The sequence below is a fragment of the Lamprocystis purpurea DSM 4197 genome, from assembly GCF_000379525.1.
In the GTDB taxonomy this organism is placed as follows: Bacteria; Pseudomonadota; Gammaproteobacteria; order Chromatiales; family Chromatiaceae; genus Thiodictyon; species Thiodictyon purpureum.
Genome location: NZ_KB902553.1, coordinates 21,083 through 41,631, shown reverse-complemented (window position 1 = coordinate 41,631; position 20,549 = coordinate 21,083). Strand labels below are relative to the sequence as shown.

The window sequence follows — 20,549 nt, the reverse complement described above, 5'->3', positions numbered from 1 at the left end:
TTCATGGACCGTGCTTCCATTGCTGAATGCCGACCACCCGCTCCAGGATCATGCGGGCCTCGATCAAGATTCCGGCCACTTGAGCTCGCCGGGTGCGTAGTCAGGCCATCCTGGCCTGATGCCGTCAGGGCTGGAAGCCCTGACTACGCATGCCGCTGGCCGGGATTACGATCAAGGCCATCATGCGGCGGCGTCTGCGTCCGGACCGTCCAATGCCGACTCCGGAACCTGCAGCGTACCGGCGCCGCTGAAATGCACATGGTAGGCGACTCCGCCGGGGGCATCGCGGACCACCTTCATCACCTCACCCTCGATCCCCCGCTCCACCAGAACGCGTCCTTGAATCCCTAACGGGATACGCGGCCGAACCCGGTCGCGGAACTCGAAACGGCTGGGGATCCAGGGGTCGGTCGCCAGTTGCAGTTCCTCCTCCCGACAGCCAACCATCCGGTCCGCATCGAGGAAATGGACCGTGTAAATGATCTGGTCCTGCAGGAAGGTTCCCACGTCGCGCACCACGCCGGTGCTGCCGCGCCTGACCAGCAGGCTGCCGGTGGCCTGTCCGGGGAAGGTGCCGTCGTTGCGCACGTTGCGCACGACCCGCACCTCGGTACCGAAGTCAAACGCCGGCCGCATGAGGAATCTGACCCAACAGGTCGCTCAGGGGAACACTGGCGATCTTCGGCTCGTGCATATGAAACACCCGAAACACCTTCTCGGTCTTGGCGTCGGAGGTCACGAAGTCCAGGTAGGCGGCACCCAGCAGGTCGGCGTGCAAGGCCCAGCGCGCGTCCGCCCCGTCCGGCTGTTCATCGACATCGGCCAGATAATCATGGAAGCGCTGCAGAATATGCAAACGGTTGACCTGCACGACCTTGGGGTCGTACTCGATCTTGAAATACTCCAGGAAATCCTCCGCGCTGGAGAGTTCTTCCAGATCGGATTCAAAGTCATCGTCGGTCATGGCGATCTCCGGGCTTAAGAAGTGGTTAGTGGTTAGTGGTTAGTGGTTAGTGGTTAGTGAATGCAATACGGTGGTATGCACGGACTCTCAGCGGCGCTCATCGCCCTTACTCGCGAAAAGGGCCTTGATCGTAATCCCGGCCGGCGGNATGCGTAGTCAGGGCTTCCAGCCCTGACAGTGTCAGGCCAGGATGGCCTGACTACGCACCCGGCGCGCCCAAGTGGCCGGAACGACGATCAAGGCCGCGAAAAGCAACGGAAAAATAAAATTTTTACACTCTCGCTGATTGATCACCCCGCAAAAGACACGGCTTACAGCAACCGTCAACCACTATCCACTAATAATCATCGTCCAATGAAGCTCACATTGCCGCCGATGCGCTCCACCGCGGCCTCGGTGATCGACGATTGCGCCATGGCGCGCAAGTCCTTGACCCCGAGTCGATCGCTGGTGTCGATCTCGGCGATCTTGTCGAAACGCTGTAGGGCCGCCGCCGGGTCACCCAAGCGCATCAGCAGGTAGGCGGATCCTTTGAGCGCCAGCAACAGAAACCGCGTCATGCTCATGGAGACCAGCACCGACCCGCCCAGATGGGCCGGGGTGAGCTGCTCCCAGCGGCTCGGCAGCTCCAGCCGCCGGGCCGCCACGGCAATCGCCCGGTCGGCCGTGGTGAGGGCCTCGCGGAACCGGTGGCGGTAAAAGAAATACCGATACAACGCGACCAGTACGGTCAGGTGCTCCGGTTCGAGAAAATACGCGCGCATCAGGCTGTGCTCGGCCGCATCATCCCCATACTGCTGCGCCACGGCCAACAGCAGGGCCTCGACCTCCGGGGTCACCGGCTCATCGAAGTACATCTCCTCGCCGCTGAAATCGAGTAGATCCATCGGTTCAGCTCCTTGATTCATTTCACTGAAGAACGGCACCGGGGTGGCCGATCTCCACCAGGAAGCGGCGCAAATCCGCCGTGCATGGCGAGCGTTTGGTTTGGGTGACGAAACGGCGCACCAGCGGCAGCACCTGATCCGCCTCCTCGGGTCCCAGGTCCAAACGCAGTTGGTCGGCATAGACCTGACAGACGGCGTGCCGTCCCGAATGTTTGCCGAGAACCAGACAGTGGCTGCGACCCATCTCGGCGGGATCGACGCCCTGATAGTTCAGTGGGTCTTTGAGCAACCCATCGACATGAATGCCGGCCTCGTGCGTAAAGGCGCCCTGACCGACCAGGCTCTTGTGCCAGGCCACCGGTTTTCCGGACGCCCTGGCCACCAGCCGGGAGAGCGTGCCGAACTCCGACAGGTCCACGCCGGTGATGACGCTCTGGGTGTGCTTCAGTGCCATCACCACTTCCTCCAGCGCGGCATTGCCCGCCCGCTCGCCCAACCCGTGGACGGTGGTGTTGACATGGGTCGCCCCGGCGCGCACGGCGGCCAAGGTGTTGGCGGTGGCCAAACCCAGATCATCATGAGCGTGCATCTCGATCTCGAGATCGACGATGGCGCGCAGATCGCGGATGCGCTCGAAGGTGCCGAAAGGCTCCAGCAGACCCAGGGTATCGGCATAGCGGATGCGGCTGGCGCCCGCCTCCTGGGCAGCCTCGGCCAGCCGCCACAGAAACTCGGGATCGGCGCGCGAGGCGTCCTCGGCACCCACACAAATCTCCAGCCCGAGATCGCGGGCCGCGGTCACCTGCGCCTGGACCTGACCCAACACCCATTCCCGATCACGCCCCAGTTTGCCCGCGATCTGCTGATCGGACACCGGGATCGAGAGATCCACTAGGTGCACCCCCAGCCCCCGGCACTGAGCAATATCGCCGGGCAACATGCGCGCCCAGACCATGAGGCGCGACGGCAGCCCCAGCTCCGCCAGGACACGGATCGAATGGCGCTCCTCCTCACCCATGGCCGGGATGCCGACCTCCAGCTCCGGCACGCCCAGGTCCGCGAGTCCGCGGGCGATGGCCAGCTTTTCCTCCAGGGAAAAGGCCACCCCGGCGGACTGCTCCCCGTCGCGCAGGGTGGTGTCGTTGATGGTCACGGTCATTGGCTTGGTTGACATAGGCGTGCTTCCGGTTCGTCTAAGCCGCAATGAAAGCAAAGACCGCGCCAAGGCGAAGACCATCGCCCAGTCAGTGGTTTCGCCGAGCGTTGGCAGGGTTGTGGAGGATTTCCGACAACTCCCAACCTTGGTGCTTGTCGTATGTCGGTCCAACTGCCGGCCAGCCTGCGGATCGACTACAGTCCACCGGCCACACAAAGCGCCGCTGCAGGCATGACGCGCGGCAGCGTGCCGTGCACCCAAGAGCTGAGGCTCTAGCCGACTCACTGACCGGAGCACAATCGACTCCGGTCCGGTGCGCCAGGCACCGAAGCGAGTCGGCGAGTTGCCGCCACGCTTCAGCAACTCCAAGTTTGGGCGACATCTCGCGACCCCTGGTGGATGCGACGCGCGCGACCGCCGTGTCGGGTCCCAGACACCGAGCGGCGCGCCTTATCCACCCTACAACGGACCCGGTTTCGTAGGGTGGATAAGCGCAGCGCATCCACCATCAGCCTCAGATCGCGCAATCGATCAGGCATTAAGTGCAACCGCATTGGTCGAGGTGATAGACAATGACAGAAAGCATTCTTGAAGCAGTCCACCAAACTGCCCAGGGACTTGCGAAAGCAGGTGTAATGGATACCGTAACGCTGCGTGAGTTTGACGCCCTGTGCCTACCGAAGATCCACGCGTATACAGCGGAAGAGATACGCACCATCCGGCTGCGCAACAAGGCCAGCCAAACAGTATTCGCCGCCTATCTCAATACCAGCCCCTCAACGATCCAGAAATGGGAGCGGGGTGATAAGCGACCCCGCGGCCCATCTTTGAAGCTGCTCGAATTGGTAGACCGCAAGGGGCTGGAGGCACTGGTGTAAGTAAAGTGGCTGAGCGGCTCGCTCACATTGGAACCGGCGACCTGAAGCGCCGCAGCCGCAGGCTGTTGGCCACCACGAACAGGCTCGAGACGCTCATGGCCGCCGCGGCGATCATCGGGTTGAGCAGCCATCCGGTCAGCGGGTAGAAGACGCCGGCCGCCAGCGGGATCAGGGCGACGTTATAGCCATAGGCCCAGAAGAAATTGCCGCGGATGGTGCCCAGGGTGCGCCGCGCCAGCGCGATGGCGTCGGCAATGGCCGCCGGGTCGGCCGTCATCAGGACGACTTCGCCGGCCTCGACGGCGATGGCGGTGCCCGACCCCATGGCGATGCCGACGTCGGCCTGGACCAGCGCCGGGGCATCGTTGATGCCGTCGCCGACAAAGGCCACGCGGTGACCGGCAGCCTGCAGCCGTTTGATCTCCGCAATCTTGTCCGTCGGCAACGCCTCGGCCACGACCTGTTCGATGTTCAAGTGACGGGCCACCGCCGCCGCGGTGCGGCTGCCGTCGCCGGTCAGCAGGGTGACCGAGAGCCCCAGGTCGTGCAGGCGGGCGACGGCCGCCCGACTGCCCGCCTTGACCGGATCGGCCACCGCCAGCACGGCCGCCAGTTGTCCGTCGGCCGCCAAATACAGGGGCGACTTCCCCGCGTCGGCCAGGCGCTCCGCCGACGCGGCACCCGCCGCGAGCGCGACGCCCAGACGATCCATGTAGCGGGCGGCGCCCACGGCGACCAGGATGCCGTCCAGCCGGGCGCGGATACCGAAACCGGGAACGGCCTCGACCTCGGTCGCCGCGGCGAGCACCAGCCCCCGCGCCCGCGCGGCCTGCACCAGGGCGGTGCCGATCGGGTGTTCGCTGTGCTGCTCGACGACGGCGGCGAGCGCCAGGGCCGCATCCTCGGTCATCCCGAACGCCGCGAGATCGGTGAGCGCCGGCCGTCCTTCGGTGAGGGTTCCGGTCTTGTCGAGCACCACCTGATCCACCCGCGCCAGGGTCTCCAGCGCGTCGCCGCGGCGAAAGAGAATCCCCAGGGCCGCCCCGCGACCGGTACCGACCATGATCGCGGTGGGCGTGGCGAGCCCCATGGCGCAGGGGCAAGCAATCAGCAGCACGCTGACCGCGGCCACGAAGGCATGCGCCAGCGCGGGCGCCGGGCCGACCCACAGCCAGGTGAGAAACGTCAGGAGCGACACGGCCATGACGGTCGGCACAAAGACCGCGGCAATCCGGTCGGCCGTCCGCTGTATGGGCAGCTTGCCGGCTTGCGCATCCTCGACCAGCCGCACGATCTGAGCCAGCATCATGTCGGCTCCCACCCGGGTGGCGCGGTAGCGGAAAGCACCGGTGCCGTTGACGGTAGCCCCGACCACCGGGTCGCCCGGTCCCTTACGAACCGGCAACGACTCGCCGCTGATCATCGATTCGTCGACATGACTCCCGCCCTCGGTCAGGGTCCCGTCGACCGGAATGCGCTCGCCGGGCCGCACCGCGATCAGGTCGCCCGGCACCACGGCGGCGGCCGGTATCTCGGCCTCCCCCTCCGGGCGCACGACCCGGGCGCTGTGCGGCTGGAGATGCATCAGGCGCCGGATCGCCTCGGAAGTCCGACCCTTGGCCAGCGCCTCCAGATAGCGCCCGAGCAGGATGAAGGTCACGATGACCGCCGACGCCTCGAAATAGAGGTTGGCGGTGCCGGGTGGGAAGCGGCCGGGCAGGATCAGCACGGCAACCGAATAGAGGTAGGCGGCGCCGCTGCCGAGCATCACCAGGCTGTTCATCCCGGGGCTCAGGTGACGCAGCTCCCGCCAACCGGAAATCAGAAAGCGGCGGCCGGCCCAGAGCACGACCGGCGTGGCCAGGATCAGTTCCAGCCAGCCCCAGAACGTCACCGGTGCCGGTACCGTACCGTGCGACATGTCGGCATGGCCGAACCAGAGCATCCGCCCCATGCTCACAAACACCAGGGGCAGGGTCAGGACCACGGCCGCCAGCAGGTCGCGACGCAGTCCAACCAGGGCGGCGGCCTGCCGGACCCCGGCCTCATCCGGCGCCGGCTGCGCCGCAAGCGGCTCATAGCCGGCCTCGCGGATCACCTGGCTGATCCGCTCGCGGCTGACGCTCGCGGCCAGGAACTCGACCGTCGCGGTTTCGGTGCTCAGATTGACCGACGCTGAGAGCACCCCCGGCAGGGCCTGGATGGCCCGCTCCACCCGCGCCACACAGGACGCGCAGGTCATGCCCTCGATCCCGATGGTCGCGGACGCCAACACCGGCTCATAGCCGGCAGCGCGGACGGCGTCCAGGAGCAGCGGAACCGCGGTCCCGGCGAACCGCACGACCGCGGTCTCCGCCGCCAAGTTGACCAGCGCCGACTCGACCCCCGGCTGCCGCGCGATGGCCCGCTCCACCCGCGCCACGCAGGAGGCACAGGTCATACCGGTCACGCCGATGCGGACTTCTTCTGTCATGTAGGTTGCTCGCTCGAATTCCTGGTGGGTAATGACTGCGGCAGGCAATATCAAGCCGATGAATCTAAATGGATTATGTCACTATTCGGACCGATTCTTACAGATTGCAGGTACAACCTGCAATCTGTAAGATCGGCGGATGATCCCACGCCATGCCAAAGAGACCGCGTTGCGCCTGGCACGCGGATTCCCGATCCTCGCCATCACCGGGCCGCGCCAATCCGGGAAGACCACCCTGGCCCGGATGCTCTTTGCCGACCGCCCCTATGTTACGTTGGAAGATCCTGACCAGCGCGAACTCGCCCTCACCGACCCGCGGGGCTTCCTCGCCCGCTTCCCGGACGGCGCGGTCATCGACGAGGCACAGCACGGCCCGGAGCTGATGTCCTATTTGCAGGGACTGGTCGATCACCGGGGACGCATGGGCGATTTCGTGCTGACCGGCTCACAGCAGTTCGGACTGATGTCGCGCATCAGCCAGTCACTGGCGGGTCGCGTGGGGCGGATCGAACAGCGGTTCAACAACGGCCGGCCCGCCGGGTTGTATTTCTGGCGCGACAATACCGGTCATGAGATCGATCTGCTCTTCGAGATGGGCGGGCGCTTACAGGGCATCGAGATCAAGTCGGGCGCGACCTTGGTACGCGAATGGCTCAAAGGTCTCACCAAATGGCAGACGCTGGCCGGCGAGCAGGCGCTGCCGGGCTGGCTGATCTACGGCGGGGACGAGGCCTACAGCCGCGAAGGCATCGAGGTATTCGACTGGCGGTCGCTCGACGAAGCCGCGCAACAAAACTGAATGATGTCAACCGTGGGAGCGGCCTCCGCAGGGCCGCTTCGTCCGGCAAACCACCAACGACACCCTGTCCGGGGTACTGGGCGAGTTAGCCAAGATAAGCCGACCCTGAACAAGAACCAGGGAACCCGATGGGTATCATCTGTCAGCGAACGGGCGCCGATCCTGAGCGGCCACCTGCCCACCGGCGAACGGGTCCAGATCGTCCTGCCACCGGCGGCCGAGGAGCCCTCGATCACCATCCGCCGGCCGTCGCGTGTGACCTTCAGCCTCGACGAGTTGGCGGACAAGGGCACCTTCGCGCCCCTGTCCAACGGGGATACCAGCGCGGCGCGCCACCGGGCGGCCGTGCGGTCCAGGCTCGCCGGCTGGCCCATTGGGAATCAGGGCGATGACCAAACCAGCGTCCCCGCCATCCTGCGCGAGATCGTCGCCCACCGGCTCAACGTCATCGTCTCGGGGGCCACGGGCTCGGGCAAGACCACCTTGTCAAAGGCGATGATCGCCGAGATCCCACTCGACGAACGCCTGATCGCCATCGAAGACGCCAAGGAGTTGGCCTTCCCCCACGCCAACACCGCCCGCATCTTCTTCAACCGCGACGGGGCCGGGGTCTCGCCGGTGACGGTCAAGGACCTGCTGGCGTCCTGTCTGCGCATGAAGCCGGACCTGAAAGCCGCCGCCGCCCGACACCTGCGAACGGCGTTAGCGTAAGTTTTCGTACCAAAGATTGTCGAGCCCCTTACTGTGCTTTATGTTCCGCTTTCTGGAGCGGCCCCAAATGGCCCTTGGTGACACGACTGTTGGGAGCCCTACCCACCGTTGGCCCGGATTCCTCAAACCAAGTCGCCCCTGCTTTTGCTGGATTCTTTCAGTGGTTCGCGCTACAAATAGCAATCTTTGCTAATCTTTGTTACTGACGGCCGAGCTGGAGAACCCAAGCCCATGAACATCTCCCTGACTCCGCACCTTGAGGAACTGGTGAAAGGGAAGGTCGAGAGCGGACTTTACAACTCCGTGAGCGAGGTGATGCGGGATGCCTTGCGCCTCCTAGAAGAACGCGACCAGTTGCGCGACTTACGGCTTGAGGAATTAAGGCGCGACATCCAGAAAGGCATCGACAGCGGCGAGGCAACCCCCTTGGATATCCAAGAGATCAAGGCGCGAGGTCGCAAGCGGCTGGCCGCGGAACAAGGGTAAGGATGAAATCCCCATGGCCCGTTTACTGAAACGACCAGAAGCGGAGAGCGACCTCGACGACATTTGGTGGTATATCGCCCAGGACAGCCCGCAGAATGCGGACAGGTTTCTTGATCGTATAGAGGAGCGATGCGTCGCCCTCGCCGACTTTCCAAACACGGGAGCGCCCCGTGACGAGCTTAGACCAGGCTTGCGAAGCCATCCCGTTGGAAATTATCTGATTTTCTATTTTCCGCTTGGTGACGGCATTGATATTGTCCGCGTTCTACGTGGATCGCGGGATGTTGATCGCCTCTTGTAGTCATGACGGCCGCTCAAGGGACCCGGAACGTTCCGGGCGCTCGGCCCCCCGCGAACGGCCAAGAGCCCTGAAGAATGCGATGGCTGGGGTTGCTTCACCGTTGATCGGTGCGTGGGAAAGAGGACGGTTTGTCCCCGACGATCAAGCGCCACTACCAGCGAAGCAAAATGGATGCAACGACGAGTGCTGCCCATGACAAAGTGAGGACGAGTATGACGATCAGCATCACCGACGCGGAATGGGAACAACTGTCGCCAGAGAACCTCGATACCACGACGCTGCTGAGCGCGGTCGATGCCATAGACGAGATGCGCGGCGATAGCTACACCAATTGGCAATGGCCGTGGTCAATAGCGGCGCACGCCACCAGGTGGCCGAACTATTCGACCTGGCCGTCGAACTGGAAGATCAGGTGTTCGGCCTGATGACATCGCAGGAGCAGGTTCAGAACACACTCTCCCAGTTAACGGCACTCTGCCCGGAGAGCCTATCCTATGCTGACCTCGACGACTAACTCGATCAGATGGCGACGACTCTCCAAGCCCGTCGCCAACTCACTGGATGGGCCACCGCAAGGATTGCCGCGTCAACTCTCCCGAACCGCGCCTATTCCGTCGAGTTGAGCCAGGACCGCAGCCATGGCGCCGACCGGGATTACCCAGTTTCGGTATGCCCCGTTGTAACGGCCACCGAACGATTTGGCAATCGCTTTCAGCATCGCAGTCAGACCGCGGCTTCTATCTCGGGGGTTAGGGAGGGAAAATCTTTGTTGGGGTATTCTTGATTCTGCTGATCGCCGCCGCACTCTGGTCCTGGCTCGTCTTGGTCGGCATGGGTGCCGCATCCACGACCGTAGCCTTCCTCAAACTGGGCTTCATCGGCACCCTCACCCTCTTGATCGCCTACACGGTCCTCGGTTGGCAGTTTCGCCTCGTTGCCGATCGCGTCATCCTTGCGCCCTGGTTCTTGCAGCCCCTATCGCTATCGAAGCAGGATGACTACCTGCTTGAGCTTCGGAGAAACGAGGGAGCCAAACGGAACACCCTCTATCTCGTCCGGTACGTGGCCAACTGCCCTGTCTGTGGCGCCAAGGGGCTCGACATGGTTCGCGTTGAATCCGGGCGACTGGAGTTCTTCGGCCGCCTTGTCGGGCGCTGCAACCGGGCGCCAAATGCCCATGTGTTCTCGTTCGATCATGTGTCAAAACGAGGACGGTTTCTGCGCTGAAGGTAGGCCGCGGGCGAAGAAGCATTCCCGGACCCAACGGTTGCCTCGACCTACAGCACATACTGCGAGAACAGCGCATCCAACTGCGGATTCGATGTCACCAACGACACCTGCTTGCGCACCACCTCGCTGTTGAGTTCCAAGCGGACATAGCATTCCCCACCGGCCTTCGATGGCTGCTTGCGGATGAGTTGAATACGGTGGAACAAATGGCCATGGCGTTCGGCGAAGCGGGCAAGGCCCACGGCCTTCTCGAAGTTGTCCGCCAGGCTCGGATCGTGGGGCTCCAGGATATCGAACCGGTAGCCGCCAACCGCGGAGTCGGCGCCGGCGTCACCCTGACGGACGCCCTCTTTCTCCTTGAGCTTCCCGATGGCGTGTTTGTGGCGGTCATACAGAGAGTCGAACGCAGTCTCGGCCTTGGCCTCCAGCCCGGCCATGACGGCATGACTGCGGGCCAGCAGGATGACCTCGACCTTCACGTCCAGGGCATCACGATCGCCGTGGGCGTCCCAATAGGTCTGGTGCAGCCCATTGCTCAGGCGCTGCCCGGCCTCGGCAAACTGGCGATCGAGGTCCGCTTCGGACGCCTCGATCTCGCACTCGCGCACCGGCGTGACTAACTCGCTACCGGTATCCAGGGTCGTGGTCCTCATGCCGACCCGCATGATGGCCGCCGCGGATTTGGCGAAGGTCCCCGCCGCTTTGAGCCCGTCCAACGCGGTCCCGAGCCAAGCGACCACCTGCCCCCTGACCGCCCCCCAGGCCGCCGGCTCGATGTCGTCCAGGTTCAGCCGCCGCGCCAGCCCAACGAAGCGGCGCAGATGGCTTTGCGCCCGGGCCGCGTTGGCCCGATAGGTCACCAGCCCAGTCATGGCCGCGAAGATGTCGGCCGCGTCCGCGCGTCGATTGAGCGTCACCAGCTCGCGGCTGGAGCCGACCACCGCCGGGGGCGCGTGCTCGACGTCCTTCAGGTCATCCACCACGGCCTTGACCGCGGCATCGTCGAAGTACGGCAGGAACAGATGCACGTCGTTCAGGGCCGCATCCCGCTCGATCCGCCGCGCGAGCGGTGTGCGCACCATGCGCCCGAGCAACTGGGCGATGTAGGTGTGGTCCTCCGCCCGGCGAAAGGACATCATCACCTCGGCCCGCGGGCAGTCCCAGCCCGTGGAGAAATTGGTCTTGAGAAGACCCAATCACGACGACGCGAGCCAGGCCATACTAACCTGCGGTGTACTCTAACGATCCAGGAGTCCCTGAAAGAGTCCATCTAAATCGAATTCTTGATCCAGTTTCTCTGCTTCTGGGATGCGATCCACATCGTCATCTTCATTTTCTTCTATCTTTTCCTCCAGCGACTGTGCAGTACTCAGCAGTTCCTCAATCAATGGACTGGCGGAACAAGAAAGCAGCTTGCTCACCTCCGTCAGGCTCTCGGCCTCAGACCGAAGTATGTCGGGCTCATCCGCGTTCTGTAACACTCCATGTGCCGTGGCCGTCGCCGCCCCCACTAACGCCTGGCGCAGATCGTCTCCGACACAGGAGTTAACTATTGTTATGGCATGGCAAAGCTCCACGACAGAGTCACAGGCGGCAAACCATATGTCTTCTGACAAGATAACGCGCAAGATAGCTTCGCGCAGACAGTTTTCGGAATTCGTCTTCTCTTCAGTCGTCCATTTGCTTGAGTGCACAATCCAACGCTGGAGCGCGAGTGTATGAGTCGCGACGCTCATATTACCATCAAGCGGCCGAATGATCTCCTCCCATCCAGAGGTTGTCAGAACCCCCTCTTTAATAACCATTGACTTATGATCATCGCTCCCTGCCTTTGCATCAATCTCCAACCGGGTAAGCACTCCCTGCGCCGCAGTGGGCCGCGTCCGCGACCATAACGTCAGCGGTTTCTCAGAAGATCCAAATAACATCCTTTGTGGCCTACCAGTTTGCACTCGCTCGAAGCTCGCTCCGCTCTCTCTCATGAATGACCAAAACTCAGCCGAAAGACATTGCGTGGAGTGGTCGCTGATATGGTGAAGTATCTGCCTCGCCTGCGCCAATGAAGACACTGCTCGGCAGAGTACCTCCAGCCAGGAAGGGTCCTGAATTATTTGTCGTTCAATAAATTCCTCTATCGAAGGATTCTGAAAAGCAATAACATGAACCCTGGCCCCCTTGCCCGCGTACATATCATATCGATTGGTAGCGACGAAGTTTCCCTCAATCTGCTTGAGCGCCGCATCGAACTGATGCTTATACTCTGGACCTGAGGCGACTGTCGCAACTCGGGCTACAGCTTTGCTCAAATCGCCGACCTCAGCGGGGCCGCCGAAGGTCCATAGCACTAGGAGGATCTCTCGGGCGAGTTCGCCAATTTCATATCGAAACGGGTGCTGCCACAGCTTCGCCGGGTTATCGAACTCCTCCTGAACGAATGCAATAAACTCCTTATCGCTCCGCGCGCGACTGTTCGCATACTTGCTGATTGACTCCACTATTCTCGGGTTAAAGTGCCGATGGTCCACGACAAATCGGTACGCCTTGGTCTTTACAAAACGTTTGATCCGTAATTGCGGAAGGTCCGAGAAATAGAGGTGATTGAATACCATTTGAGCGCGGCGAGCCCGCGAATAATCTTCAAGGGAGAGCACGCACGTGAGCAGCGCATGCGCTCGCTCGTCGAAGGAACCATGCATGCGCTTTGCGTCTTCAAGGATATACTCCCGTGTCGTCAATATGAGGCGAAGATTGGATGACCTCGCCACTTTTTCGACAAGCGTCAGAAGTGAGACGTCTTCATTCTTTTCAAATCGCGGCGACTCGAAACGTAAGCGACCGAGAAAGTCATCGTAAACAACGACGAGCCGCTGCCCCTTAGCATCATGTCCGCGGATTAGGTTCCAAGCATCCCGAATGTCGCTCGTAACCCAGACAGGTTCAAAGCCTTGGGTCAAATAATGGCAAACCAGCATCTGTGCCAAGGTCGTCTTGCCGATGCCGGGGTTTCCGACAATTAAGACGTGATGCTGTGCCTGAAGTAAGTCGAGCGCTCGCGACAAACCCTCGTGAACTACCAATCTGCTTAGTTGGTGCCGCGCCTCTTCCAGGGTCGCGTCGGTCAGAGAGAATACGCCAGCATGTAGAACCCGTTCGAGAACAGTTGTGCTGGAGATCCAAAGCTTGAAGTGAGCACGCTCGACCTCAGGAAACTGCCGCAACAGCCCGTTGAGTTCATCTGGACCGTAGATATCTGCGGGCGAACGGCACCAGGGAGAAAGAGTTGCGACCAGTTTGTCCTTATTGTCTGGAGAAAGAGGAACTGTCGTAGCCAAGACATATCGCGTCGGTTGCAGCTTCGCTAGCTTCGGAAGCTCCTCCTTGCATTTCCTCACCAGTCGCGCGAGAGCATTGGTCGCGTACCGCTTGCACTGTACAATTGTCGTCGGTTCGTTTTCCGGTATCCGCGAATGACGGAGATCAATTCCGCCATCCTTTCCCTCCTTGAATGACTCAAGCCGAGAGCCCCAGGACTTCGAGAGCAAGTCACTGGCCAGCGCCTCGAATTCAGTCGGATCGAGAACGGTTAGATCGTAAGCCATTTTTCTGACCGCGTACCGGGAACATTGAGCAGTCGGACGAGCGCTAATGGTAATCGCCGGAGTGGCGGGACGTGTCGATATAGATGCAGTCCACTCTCCCGGCGTAGAGATAGGTCAGCAGTTGGAGTGCGTGGAAGTTGTCCGCTTCGATCAGACAGTGCCAGGGCGCTCCCGCCGGGCCGTTCTGGACCTGACCCATCGGCACCAGGGCGGGAAAGATCGGCTCGCCGAACGGCCGCACGACTGTCAACTCGTCGACCGGCCAGTCCCAGGGGTCGCCGGCACCAGGGGTGCCTTCGGGTCGGACGCAGTGGGCCATCCCCTCGCTCACTCGACGCACTCGCCAGAGGTCGGTCAGCGTGCCGCCAGTGCGTGCAACCACGTCGCCGCGCCGCGGGCGGGCCTTCGGGATGGGGACCAACTCCGGCAAGTGACGGTCGAACACCAGGCCGAACTTCCTAGTCTTCTGCGCCTGCGCCCACTCGCGCCCCAACTGCTCGCGCAGCCTGGATTCCTGGACCTGGGCAATCAGATCGTCGATGGCGGACGAGGAAGATCCTCTTTTTGTGAAGTCGCGGGGTCAGGTGTCGTCGCGGTCCGTTGGTTCCCGCATCCACCTGGCGATATCGCGCTTGCCATGGAGCACGCGCCAGACGTCGATGTAGTCGGCCCGTTCGCGAGGGATGACGGGCTTGCCGGTCACTCCGCGGTGCCTTGGCCGGCGCGCGTCCGCAGGGCTTCGAAATAGGCTCGATCGGCGGGGGCCGCCGGTGCGGAGTCGGCACCAGCCAGGAGCAAACCGCGCAACCGTTGCCGATCCTGGTCCCGCCGGATCAGGTCGCGCACGTACTCGCTGCTGGTGCCGAAGCGGCGGCCGACGACCTGCTCGTCCACATAGGACTTGAGCGCGTCGGGCAAGGAGATGTTCATGGTGCTCATGTCTTCAGGTTAGCGGCCATGGTAAATATTGGCAAGATGGGGGCGTCCCCGGCGAGGCGCGGGCGTTGTGCCCCCCCTAGTCCATCGGGTAGCGAGGTTGGGTGCCGGTCGACGGTCACGCGGATCGGGCTGGGTGAGCATATCGCACGGACTCGGTCCGGCCCGGTCGGGATGGCGAGCCAGATCGCGAACGGCGCCTGGGTGGTGAGTTCGTGGAAGCGCAGCGCCGAGAGCAGACAGACCACGGCCCGCGGGTGCTTGCGGGCGACTTCGGCCAGCGTGGAGTGCTCCGACACCGGGCGGTCCGGGAGAGCATAGAGCCCGCGGCCGACACGCGCAAGCCGACCCTGGCACACCAGTCGGGTCAGAGAGACGCGGGATGGTCCTATTGGCCGCAGGCGGCCCTAGCAGCCTGTCGGACTTTTTGCGATTTCCGAATTAGACGCTATCAAGAATCAAGCTCCGTAGGAGCCCGCTTGCGGGCGACGTGACCTGCCGGAATCGNGTCATTGTGCCCCNCCCGTCGCCCGCAAGCGGGCTCCTACGGGTTGGATTTTTCGCGGAAATCACCTTACGTTAGATTGTGGAGCAACAAAAAGCCTTTATGTTGACTCATACCCTAATCCTAGGGGCTAAGTCCGACAGGCTGCTAGTCCGGCTCACGCTGGGTACCGTGCGCGGCTCCCGTACACACCGGCCGGAACGAGGACCAAGACCCGATCAGGCGTAAGCCGGGGCAAACGCCCGCTCGGGGTCGGTGACCGGGCCGTTCTCGCCCCAATAAGGTGAGAGCTTGCGCAACTGCGCGACAATCGGGGGCACGGCGCGGATCACCTGATCCACCTCGTCCATGGTGTTGTAACGGGAGAACGAGAAACGCACGGTACCGTGGGCGGCGGTGAACGGGATGCCCATGGCACGCATGACGTGCGAGGGTTCCAGTGAGCCGGAGGTGCAGGCCGACCCCGAGGACGCCGCGATGCCCTGCTTGTTGAGGAGCAGCAGGATGGCCTCGCCCTCGATGTACTCGAAGGCGATGTTGCAGGTGTTAGGCAGGCGATTGTTCGGGTCGCCAGTGACGAAGCAATGCGGCACGGCCGCCAGGATGCCCCGCTCCAGCCGGTCGCGCATCCGGCGCACCGCGGTTTTTTCATACTCCATGTGCTGCATGGCCTCCTCGCACGCCTTGCCCAAGGCGACGATGGAGGCGGTGTTCTCGGTTCCGGCACGTCGGCCGCGCTCCTGGTGACCACCGCGCAGCAGTGGCCGGAAGCGGGTATTGCGGCGCAGGTACAGCACACCGACACCCTTGGGCGCGTGAAGTTTGTGCCCTGAGAGCGACAGCATGTCGATACAGGTATCCTTGAGATTGATCGGCACCTTGCCCACGGCCTGAACCGCATCGGTATGGAACATGACCCCGGCGGAGCGCGCCAGATCGGCCATCTCCTCTACCGGAAACAGGGTGCCGGATTCATTGTTGGCCCACATCGCCGAGACGATCGCCACCCGATCCGACAGCAGGTCCATGTATTCGTGAATGTCCAGCCGCCCGCGGCTGTCGACCTTGAGACGATGGATCTTGTAGCCCTCCTTTTCCAACTGTTCGCAGAGTGCCAGCACCGCCGCGTGCTCCACCACGGTGGTGATGATCTCCTTACGCTCGGGCTGCGCCCGCAGCGCCGAGAGGATGGCGGTGGAGTCCGACTCGGTCCCACAGGAGGTAAAGACGATCTCGGAGTCGTGTTCGGCGCCGAGCAGGGTCTGCACCTGAGCACGGGCCTGCTTGAGGGCCAGACCCACCCGATTGCCGAACTGATGCATCGAGGACGGATTGCCGAACTGCTCGGTGAAGAAGGGCAGCATGGCCTCCACCACGGCCGGCGAGACCATGGTGGTGGCGTTGTTGTCCAGATAGATACCTTGGGTCATGGGCTCGCCTCGGTTGAATCGTCGCTCGACAAAAGGGTCAGTCGCCTTAGGCCCGGTGCTGCATGGCGCTGGCCGGCAGCACGCGGACGAACTCGCCCAAGTCCTCGACGATGCGCTGCTGGATGCCGTCCAGCGTGGTGGAGGCCATCTGGCAGCCGACACAGGCCCCGGTCATGTTCACATAGACATTCTTGCCGTCGACCTCGACCAGTTCGACATCACCCCGGTCCCGTTGCAGGTTGGGCCGGATCGCCTCGATCGCTCCTTCGATCCGGCGGATGCGCTGAAGATTACTGAGTTTCTTCCCCTTGGCGAGCACCGGGGCGGCACCCGTGGGATCGAAGACGCGGCCCTGTTCCTTGAGAACCCGGGTCAGGATCTCCTCGACGCCCTCGTGACAGGCCGAGCAGCCGCCGCCGGCCTTGGTGTAGTTGGTCACGTCTTCCACGGTGGAGAGTGCATTGGCGCGGATGGTCTCCTCGATCATCACCGCGTCCACCGCGAAGCACTTGCATACCAGCGCGCCCTCTTCGTGGTCGTCCTTCCACACCTCGCCGCGGTAGTTGGCCACGGCCGCCTGTAGGGCTTCGCGCCCCATCACCGAGCAGTGCATCTTCTCGGGTGGAAGACCATCGAGAAAATCGGCGATATCCTGATTGGACACCGTGAGCGCCTGATCGAGCGTCATGCCCTTGATGATTTCGGTCAGGGCGGAACTGGAGGCGATGGCCGACCCACAGCCGAAGGTCTGAAACCCGGCGTCTTTGATGATCTGCGTTTCGGGATCGACCCGTAGCGTCAGCCGCAACGCGTCACCGCACGACAGCGACCCCACCTCACCAACGGCATTGGCACCGGTCACCGCACCGGCATTGCGGGGGCTGAAGAAGTGCTCTTTGACCTTGTCCGAGTAATCCCACATGACAGTTCTCCGGGGTTCGTGAATCGTGATGACCCGCCAGTCGCCTCAAGCGCTGAACGACTTGCCGCAACCGCAACTCGACGCGGCGTTCGGGTTCTCGAACTTGAAACCGCTGCCGCTCATGCTGTCCTGGAAGTCCACCGTCACCCCGGCAAGCATAGGCGCACTGGCGGGATCGATCAGGATCGTCAGCCCCTCGCAATCGACGACCAAGTCGTCCGTCCGGGCCTGCCCTTCCAGGGTGACGCCGTACTGCAGTCCAGAGCAGCCGCCGCCGGTGACCGCGATGCGCACTCCGGCCACCGGGTCCGCGTTGCCCTTGATGAAACGGCTGACCGCTTTCCTGGCGCTGGGGGTGAGAGTCAACATGGGTCCGGTGCTCCGTTTGGCTTGAGTCTTGCTAAATCGATGAGAGAATTTCAGCAATCTCCATGCCACCGGGAAATCATTGCGTGGAACATTGACTTAAAAAGGAAAACCACAGCGTTGCCGGCCCGCTTGTCGGCTCTGCGACAGTCTGACGCACCAATTGGGTGGGATATCCGACAGCACCGGGCAGACACCCGGAAACCGATCGTTTTTTCTCAGGAGCCAGCACCATGACACTCGACCAACTGAGCCCCGGCGACCTGGTCTACGCCGCAACGCAGATCAGCAATGACGGGGGCATCCCGGACCTGGCGGAGGACGCGGTGATCGCCGCCGCCGGCACACGCGGCGTGATCCTCAACATCGGCCATCTGGAGGAAGATCCGGAGCGCCCGCTCTATCTGGTCCGCTTCGAGGGACCGGATCTGGTGCTGGGACCGCCGACCGGATGCTGGGGAGAGGAGCTCACGACGGAAGGACCTGGGGCAAGTGTGGGGCGACGGTAGGGGTGACTGTAGGGGCGACTTTAGTCGCCCCTGAAGCTCCTCCGGATCTTGCAGACATGCGCAGTCGGGTTGTTTACCAAATTTGGGCGGCATCGCGCGGCACCTGGTGGATGCGGCGCGCGCGACCGCCGTGCCGAGTCCCTAACACCGAGCGGCGCGCCTTATCCACCCTACTGCTCCAGCGGAGCCGTTTTTGTAGGGTGGATAAGCGCAGCGCATCCACCATCCCGCTTGCCCGGTCTCTCGGTTCAGCCCCCGAATCCGTGCTCGGCCAGAAATTCACGGGTCAGACCGCTCCCGCCGGATTCGGCCGCCCGCTCGCGCAGGAGCAGGCGCTCCAGATAGCGGGCGATCAGATCGACTTCGAGATTGACCCGCGTGCCGATCCGGTAACCGGCGATGATGGTTTCATCCAGGGTATGCGGGACGATGTTGAGTTCGAACGCGGCACCCTCGACGCCATTGACCGTGAGACTCACGCCATCGACACAAATCGAGCCCTTGTGCGCGATGTAGCGGGCCAACTCGGCCGGGGCTTGGATGCGCAGGCGCCAGGAACGGGCGTCCTGCGCACGCTCCAGGATCTGGCCGACCCCGTCGACATGACCGCTCACCAGGTGCCCGCCGAGCGGCGTGGACAGGGTGAGCGCTTTCTCCAGGTTGACCGGACTGCCGGGGGTCAGCCCCCCGAGGGTGGTCAAGGATAAGGTCTCACGCGAGACGTCGGCCGCGAAGCCGTCGGCGGTGAGGACCACGGCCGTGAGACAGACGCCATTGACGGCGATGCTGTCGCCCAAGGCGGCGTCAGCCAGGGGGAGTTTACCGGTTCCAATGGTGAGCCGGACATCCCCGCCGCGGGGCTCCAGGCGACGGATCTGGCCGACGGATTGAATGATTCCGGTGAACATGGTAACAAGCCAATCATTAAGAAAAAACGGGTATTGTCGATGTCATTGTCGTCGGATAAACCTTCTTCATCTGTGACATCTGTGGATAATTCCGAGTGGCCGCTTTGGCCGGAACCGCGATCATGGCCCTCGCGGGGGCCTTGATCGTCATCCCGGCCGGCGGCATGCGTAGTCAGGGCTTCCAGCCCTGACGGTGTCAGGCCAGGATGGCCTGACTACGCACCCGGCGAGCCCAAGTGGCCGGAATCTTGATCGAGGCCCTCGCGGGTGTCATCACCTCGATTACGACAACGACAACGACCGAGACGCCAAAGACCTTCCCTGATGGGCTTGCTTCTCACCGGGCGCCGGCAGTCCCTGGCCGCAGCAACAGCCGCAAGTCGGGGCCGATCCGCCGCACATCATCGATAATCAGCGGGATACGGTGCTCCATATGCTCCAGTCCGGGGAGTTGGAACAATCCGCGCGCGCCGTCGCCCATGAGGTGCGGAGCCAGATAAAGAATCAACTCGTCGATCAAGCCGCCGGTCAGCGCCGCCCCGGCCAGGATCGGCCCGGTCTCCAGCAGCACCTCATTGATTTCTTCCTCGGCGAGCCAGCTCATCAGGGCCCGCAGGTCGACCAGTCCGTGATGGTCCGGAAACTGTTTCACCCGGGCCCCGGCCAGTTCCAATTGACTCACCCGCCGCTGATCGGCCGGGGCTGAGCAGGCGATCACGGTGATCCCGGGCAAGCCGAGCAGGCGGGCACCCGCCGGGGTACGCAGACGGGTGTCCACCACCACACGCCAGGGCTGGCGCACGGGTTCGTCGGGCTCCATGCCCGGCAGATCAGCGGCGGCTAAACGCACGTTGAGCGACGGATTGTCGCCGAGCAGGGTCCCGACCCCGGTCACGATGGCCGAGTGTCGGGCGCGCAGATGCTGCACGTCGAGGCGCGAAAACTCGGAACTGATCCAGCGGCTCTCGCCGCTGGCCATGGCCGTGCGCCCGTCGAGGCTGGCGGCAAGCTTGCAGCGGCAGTACGGCAGGCCGCTGGACATCCGTTTGATGAAGCCGGGATTGAGTCCCCGCGCCTCGGCTTCCAGCAGGCCGGTCCGGACCTGAATACCGGCGGCACGCAAGGCGGCCAGCCCCTGACCGAACACCAGCGGGTTGGGATCGACCATGGCACAGTGCACCGTCGCCACCCCGGCCTCGATCAACGCCTGGGTGCAGGGCGGGGTGCGGCCCTGGTGACAGCAGGGCTCCAGCGTCACATAGGCCGTGGACCCGCGCGCCCGTGGACCCGCCGCGGCAAGGGCGATGCGCTCGGCATGCGCCTCCCCGGCGCGCCGGTGCCAGCCCTCACCCACCACGTCCCCGGCCTGCACCAGGACACAGCCGACCCGCGGATTCGGGTCGGTGGTAAAAAGCCCGCGAGCGGCAAGGCGGACGGCCCGCGCCATCAGTTCCTGGTCGGCCGCGGTCGGATCAGCAGCGGTCATACG

General features: G+C 63.2%; 24 protein-coding genes and 1 pseudogene. 8 read left to right on the top strand and 17 right to left on the bottom strand.

The features are described from left to right. Positions 1–180: 180 nt before the first annotated feature. From A39O_RS0128490 to nifV, 4 genes are all read right to left on the bottom strand, one after another. Positions 181–636 (bottom strand): nitrogen fixation protein NifZ, encoded by a 456-nt coding sequence (locus tag A39O_RS0128490; RefSeq protein ID WP_020508060.1) that lies wholly within the window; start codon positions 634–636, stop codon positions 181–183. Next, complete coding sequence (gene nifW / locus A39O_RS0128485) at positions 620–964, bottom strand: nitrogenase-stabilizing/protective protein NifW (RefSeq protein ID WP_020508059.1); 345 nt, start codon at positions 962–964, stop codon at positions 620–622. The genes A39O_RS0128490 and nifW overlap by 17 nt, the downstream gene beginning before the upstream one ends. A 344-nt stretch (positions 965–1,308) precedes the next feature. Beyond that, positions 1,309–1,851, bottom strand: coding sequence for a 3-isopropylmalate dehydratase small subunit (locus A39O_RS0128480; RefSeq protein WP_020508058.1), 543 nt, complete (start codon positions 1,849–1,851; stop codon positions 1,309–1,311). Between the two features lie 22 nt (positions 1,852–1,873). Next, positions 1,874–3,025, bottom strand: coding sequence for a homocitrate synthase (nifV, locus tag A39O_RS0128475; RefSeq protein WP_026199813.1), 1,152 nt, complete (start codon positions 3,023–3,025; stop codon positions 1,874–1,876). Between the two features lie 554 nt (positions 3,026–3,579). Between nifV and A39O_RS0128470 the strand changes: the two genes are divergently transcribed. Beyond that, positions 3,580–3,885, top strand: coding sequence for a helix-turn-helix domain-containing protein (locus A39O_RS0128470; protein WP_020508056.1), 306 nt, complete (start codon positions 3,580–3,582; stop codon positions 3,883–3,885). Between the two features lie 22 nt (positions 3,886–3,907). Here A39O_RS0128470 and A39O_RS0128465 read toward each other — a convergent pair whose 3' ends face one another. Further along, positions 3,908–6,358 carry a heavy metal translocating P-type ATPase gene (locus A39O_RS0128465; RefSeq protein WP_020508055.1) on the bottom strand — a complete coding sequence of 817 codons (2,451 nt, stop codon included), beginning with the start codon at positions 6,356–6,358 and terminating at the stop codon, positions 3,908–3,910. Positions 6,359–6,497: 139 nt separating this feature from the next. On the opposite strand from A39O_RS0128465, the gene A39O_RS0128460 reads away from it, so the two are divergent. The 6 genes from A39O_RS0128460 to A39O_RS35605 all read left to right on the top strand — a co-directional run bounded on the left by A39O_RS0128460 (position 6,498) and on the right by A39O_RS35605 (position 9,882). Continuing rightward, positions 6,498–7,157 carry an ATP-binding protein gene (locus A39O_RS0128460; RefSeq protein WP_020508054.1) on the top strand — a complete coding sequence of 220 codons (660 nt, stop codon included), beginning with the start codon at positions 6,498–6,500 and terminating at the stop codon, positions 7,155–7,157. Positions 7,158–7,412: 255 nt separating this feature from the next. Further along, positions 7,413–7,868: an ATPase, T2SS/T4P/T4SS family gene (locus tag A39O_RS43880; RefSeq protein WP_020508053.1), complete on the top strand. Its 456-nt coding sequence runs from the start codon at positions 7,413–7,415 to the stop codon at positions 7,866–7,868. 231 nt (positions 7,869–8,099) lie between these two features. Continuing rightward, positions 8,100–8,354 carry a type II toxin-antitoxin system ParD family antitoxin gene (locus A39O_RS0128450; protein ID WP_020508052.1) on the top strand — a complete coding sequence of 85 codons (255 nt, stop codon included), beginning with the start codon at positions 8,100–8,102 and terminating at the stop codon, positions 8,352–8,354. Between the two features lie 13 nt (positions 8,355–8,367). Beyond that, the gene (locus tag A39O_RS39535; protein ID WP_083924944.1) at positions 8,368–8,655 is read left to right on the top strand and encodes a type II toxin-antitoxin system RelE/ParE family toxin; all 288 of its coding nucleotides are present in this window, start codon (positions 8,368–8,370) and stop codon (positions 8,653–8,655) included. 212 nt (positions 8,656–8,867) lie between these two features. Continuing rightward, positions 8,868–9,080 carry a hypothetical protein gene (locus A39O_RS41370; protein WP_245562005.1) on the top strand — a complete coding sequence of 71 codons (213 nt, stop codon included), beginning with the start codon at positions 8,868–8,870 and terminating at the stop codon, positions 9,078–9,080. Between the two features lie 355 nt (positions 9,081–9,435). After that, positions 9,436–9,882 carry a hypothetical protein gene (locus A39O_RS35605; protein ID WP_020508049.1) on the top strand — a complete coding sequence of 149 codons (447 nt, stop codon included), beginning with the start codon at positions 9,436–9,438 and terminating at the stop codon, positions 9,880–9,882. 50 nt (positions 9,883–9,932) lie between these two features. Here the strand turns inward: A39O_RS35605 and A39O_RS0128430 are convergent, their stop codons facing one another. From A39O_RS0128430 to A39O_RS0128390, 10 genes and pseudogenes are all read right to left on the bottom strand, one after another. Next, entirely contained in the window at positions 9,933–11,081 is a 1,149-nt protein-coding gene (locus tag A39O_RS0128430) for a hypothetical protein (RefSeq protein ID WP_020508048.1), read from the bottom strand. 42 nt (positions 11,082–11,123) lie between these two features. Continuing rightward, complete coding sequence (locus tag A39O_RS0128425; protein WP_020508047.1) at positions 11,124–13,484, bottom strand: nSTAND3 domain-containing NTPase; 2,361 nt, start codon at positions 13,482–13,484, stop codon at positions 11,124–11,126. A gap of 43 nt (positions 13,485–13,527) precedes the next feature. Beyond that, on the bottom strand, positions 13,528–13,929 hold the full coding sequence (locus A39O_RS0128420) for a hypothetical protein (RefSeq protein ID WP_157640477.1): 402 nt from the start codon (positions 13,927–13,929) through the stop codon (positions 13,528–13,530). A gap of 135 nt (positions 13,930–14,064) precedes the next feature. Continuing rightward, complete coding sequence (locus A39O_RS43305; RefSeq protein WP_020508045.1) at positions 14,065–14,187, bottom strand: hypothetical protein; 123 nt, start codon at positions 14,185–14,187, stop codon at positions 14,065–14,067. Then, on the bottom strand, positions 14,184–14,414 hold the full coding sequence (locus A39O_RS0128410; protein ID WP_245562004.1) for a type II toxin-antitoxin system ParD family antitoxin: 231 nt from the start codon (positions 14,412–14,414) through the stop codon (positions 14,184–14,186). The genes A39O_RS43305 and A39O_RS0128410 overlap by 4 nt, the downstream gene beginning before the upstream one ends. 5 nt (positions 14,415–14,419) lie before the next feature. Next, positions 14,420–14,719: a type IV toxin-antitoxin system AbiEi family antitoxin domain-containing protein gene (locus tag A39O_RS43010; RefSeq protein WP_245562003.1), complete on the bottom strand. Its 300-nt coding sequence runs from the start codon at positions 14,717–14,719 to the stop codon at positions 14,420–14,422. An 18-nt stretch (positions 14,720–14,737) separates the two neighbouring features. Next, positions 14,738–14,812, bottom strand: a pseudogene (locus tag A39O_RS43735) (type IV toxin-antitoxin system AbiEi family antitoxin domain-containing protein); the annotation flags it as partial. 331 nt (positions 14,813–15,143) lie between these two features. Next, positions 15,144–16,355, bottom strand: a complete 1,212-nt coding sequence (gene nifS / locus A39O_RS0128400; protein ID WP_020508042.1) for a cysteine desulfurase NifS — start codon at positions 16,353–16,355, stop codon at positions 15,144–15,146. A 46-nt stretch (positions 16,356–16,401) separates the two neighbouring features. Continuing rightward, positions 16,402–17,277, bottom strand: a complete 876-nt coding sequence (gene nifU / locus A39O_RS0128395) for a Fe-S cluster assembly protein NifU (RefSeq protein WP_020508041.1) — start codon at positions 17,275–17,277, stop codon at positions 16,402–16,404. Between the two features lie 45 nt (positions 17,278–17,322). Then, positions 17,323–17,646, bottom strand: a complete 324-nt coding sequence (locus A39O_RS0128390) for a HesB/IscA family protein (protein WP_020508040.1) — start codon at positions 17,644–17,646, stop codon at positions 17,323–17,325. 230 nt (positions 17,647–17,876) lie between these two features. Between A39O_RS0128390 and A39O_RS0128385 the strand changes: the two genes are divergently transcribed. After that, entirely contained in the window at positions 17,877–18,152 is a 276-nt protein-coding gene (locus A39O_RS0128385) for a nitrogen fixation protein NifZ (protein ID WP_020508039.1), read from the top strand. 248 nt (positions 18,153–18,400) lie between these two features. Here A39O_RS0128385 and A39O_RS0128380 read toward each other — a convergent pair whose 3' ends face one another. Together A39O_RS0128380 and ribD are read right to left on the bottom strand one after the other, a co-directional pair. Beyond that, a complete protein-coding gene (locus tag A39O_RS0128380; protein ID WP_020508038.1) occupies positions 18,401–19,060 on the bottom strand; it encodes a riboflavin synthase in 660 nt (219 codons plus the stop codon). Positions 19,061–19,397: 337 nt separating this feature from the next. Beyond that, positions 19,398–20,546, bottom strand: coding sequence for a bifunctional diaminohydroxyphosphoribosylaminopyrimidine deaminase/5-amino-6-(5-phosphoribosylamino)uracil reductase RibD (ribD, locus tag A39O_RS0128370; RefSeq protein WP_020508036.1), 1,149 nt, complete (start codon positions 20,544–20,546; stop codon positions 19,398–19,400). Positions 20,547–20,549 lie beyond the last annotated feature (3 nt).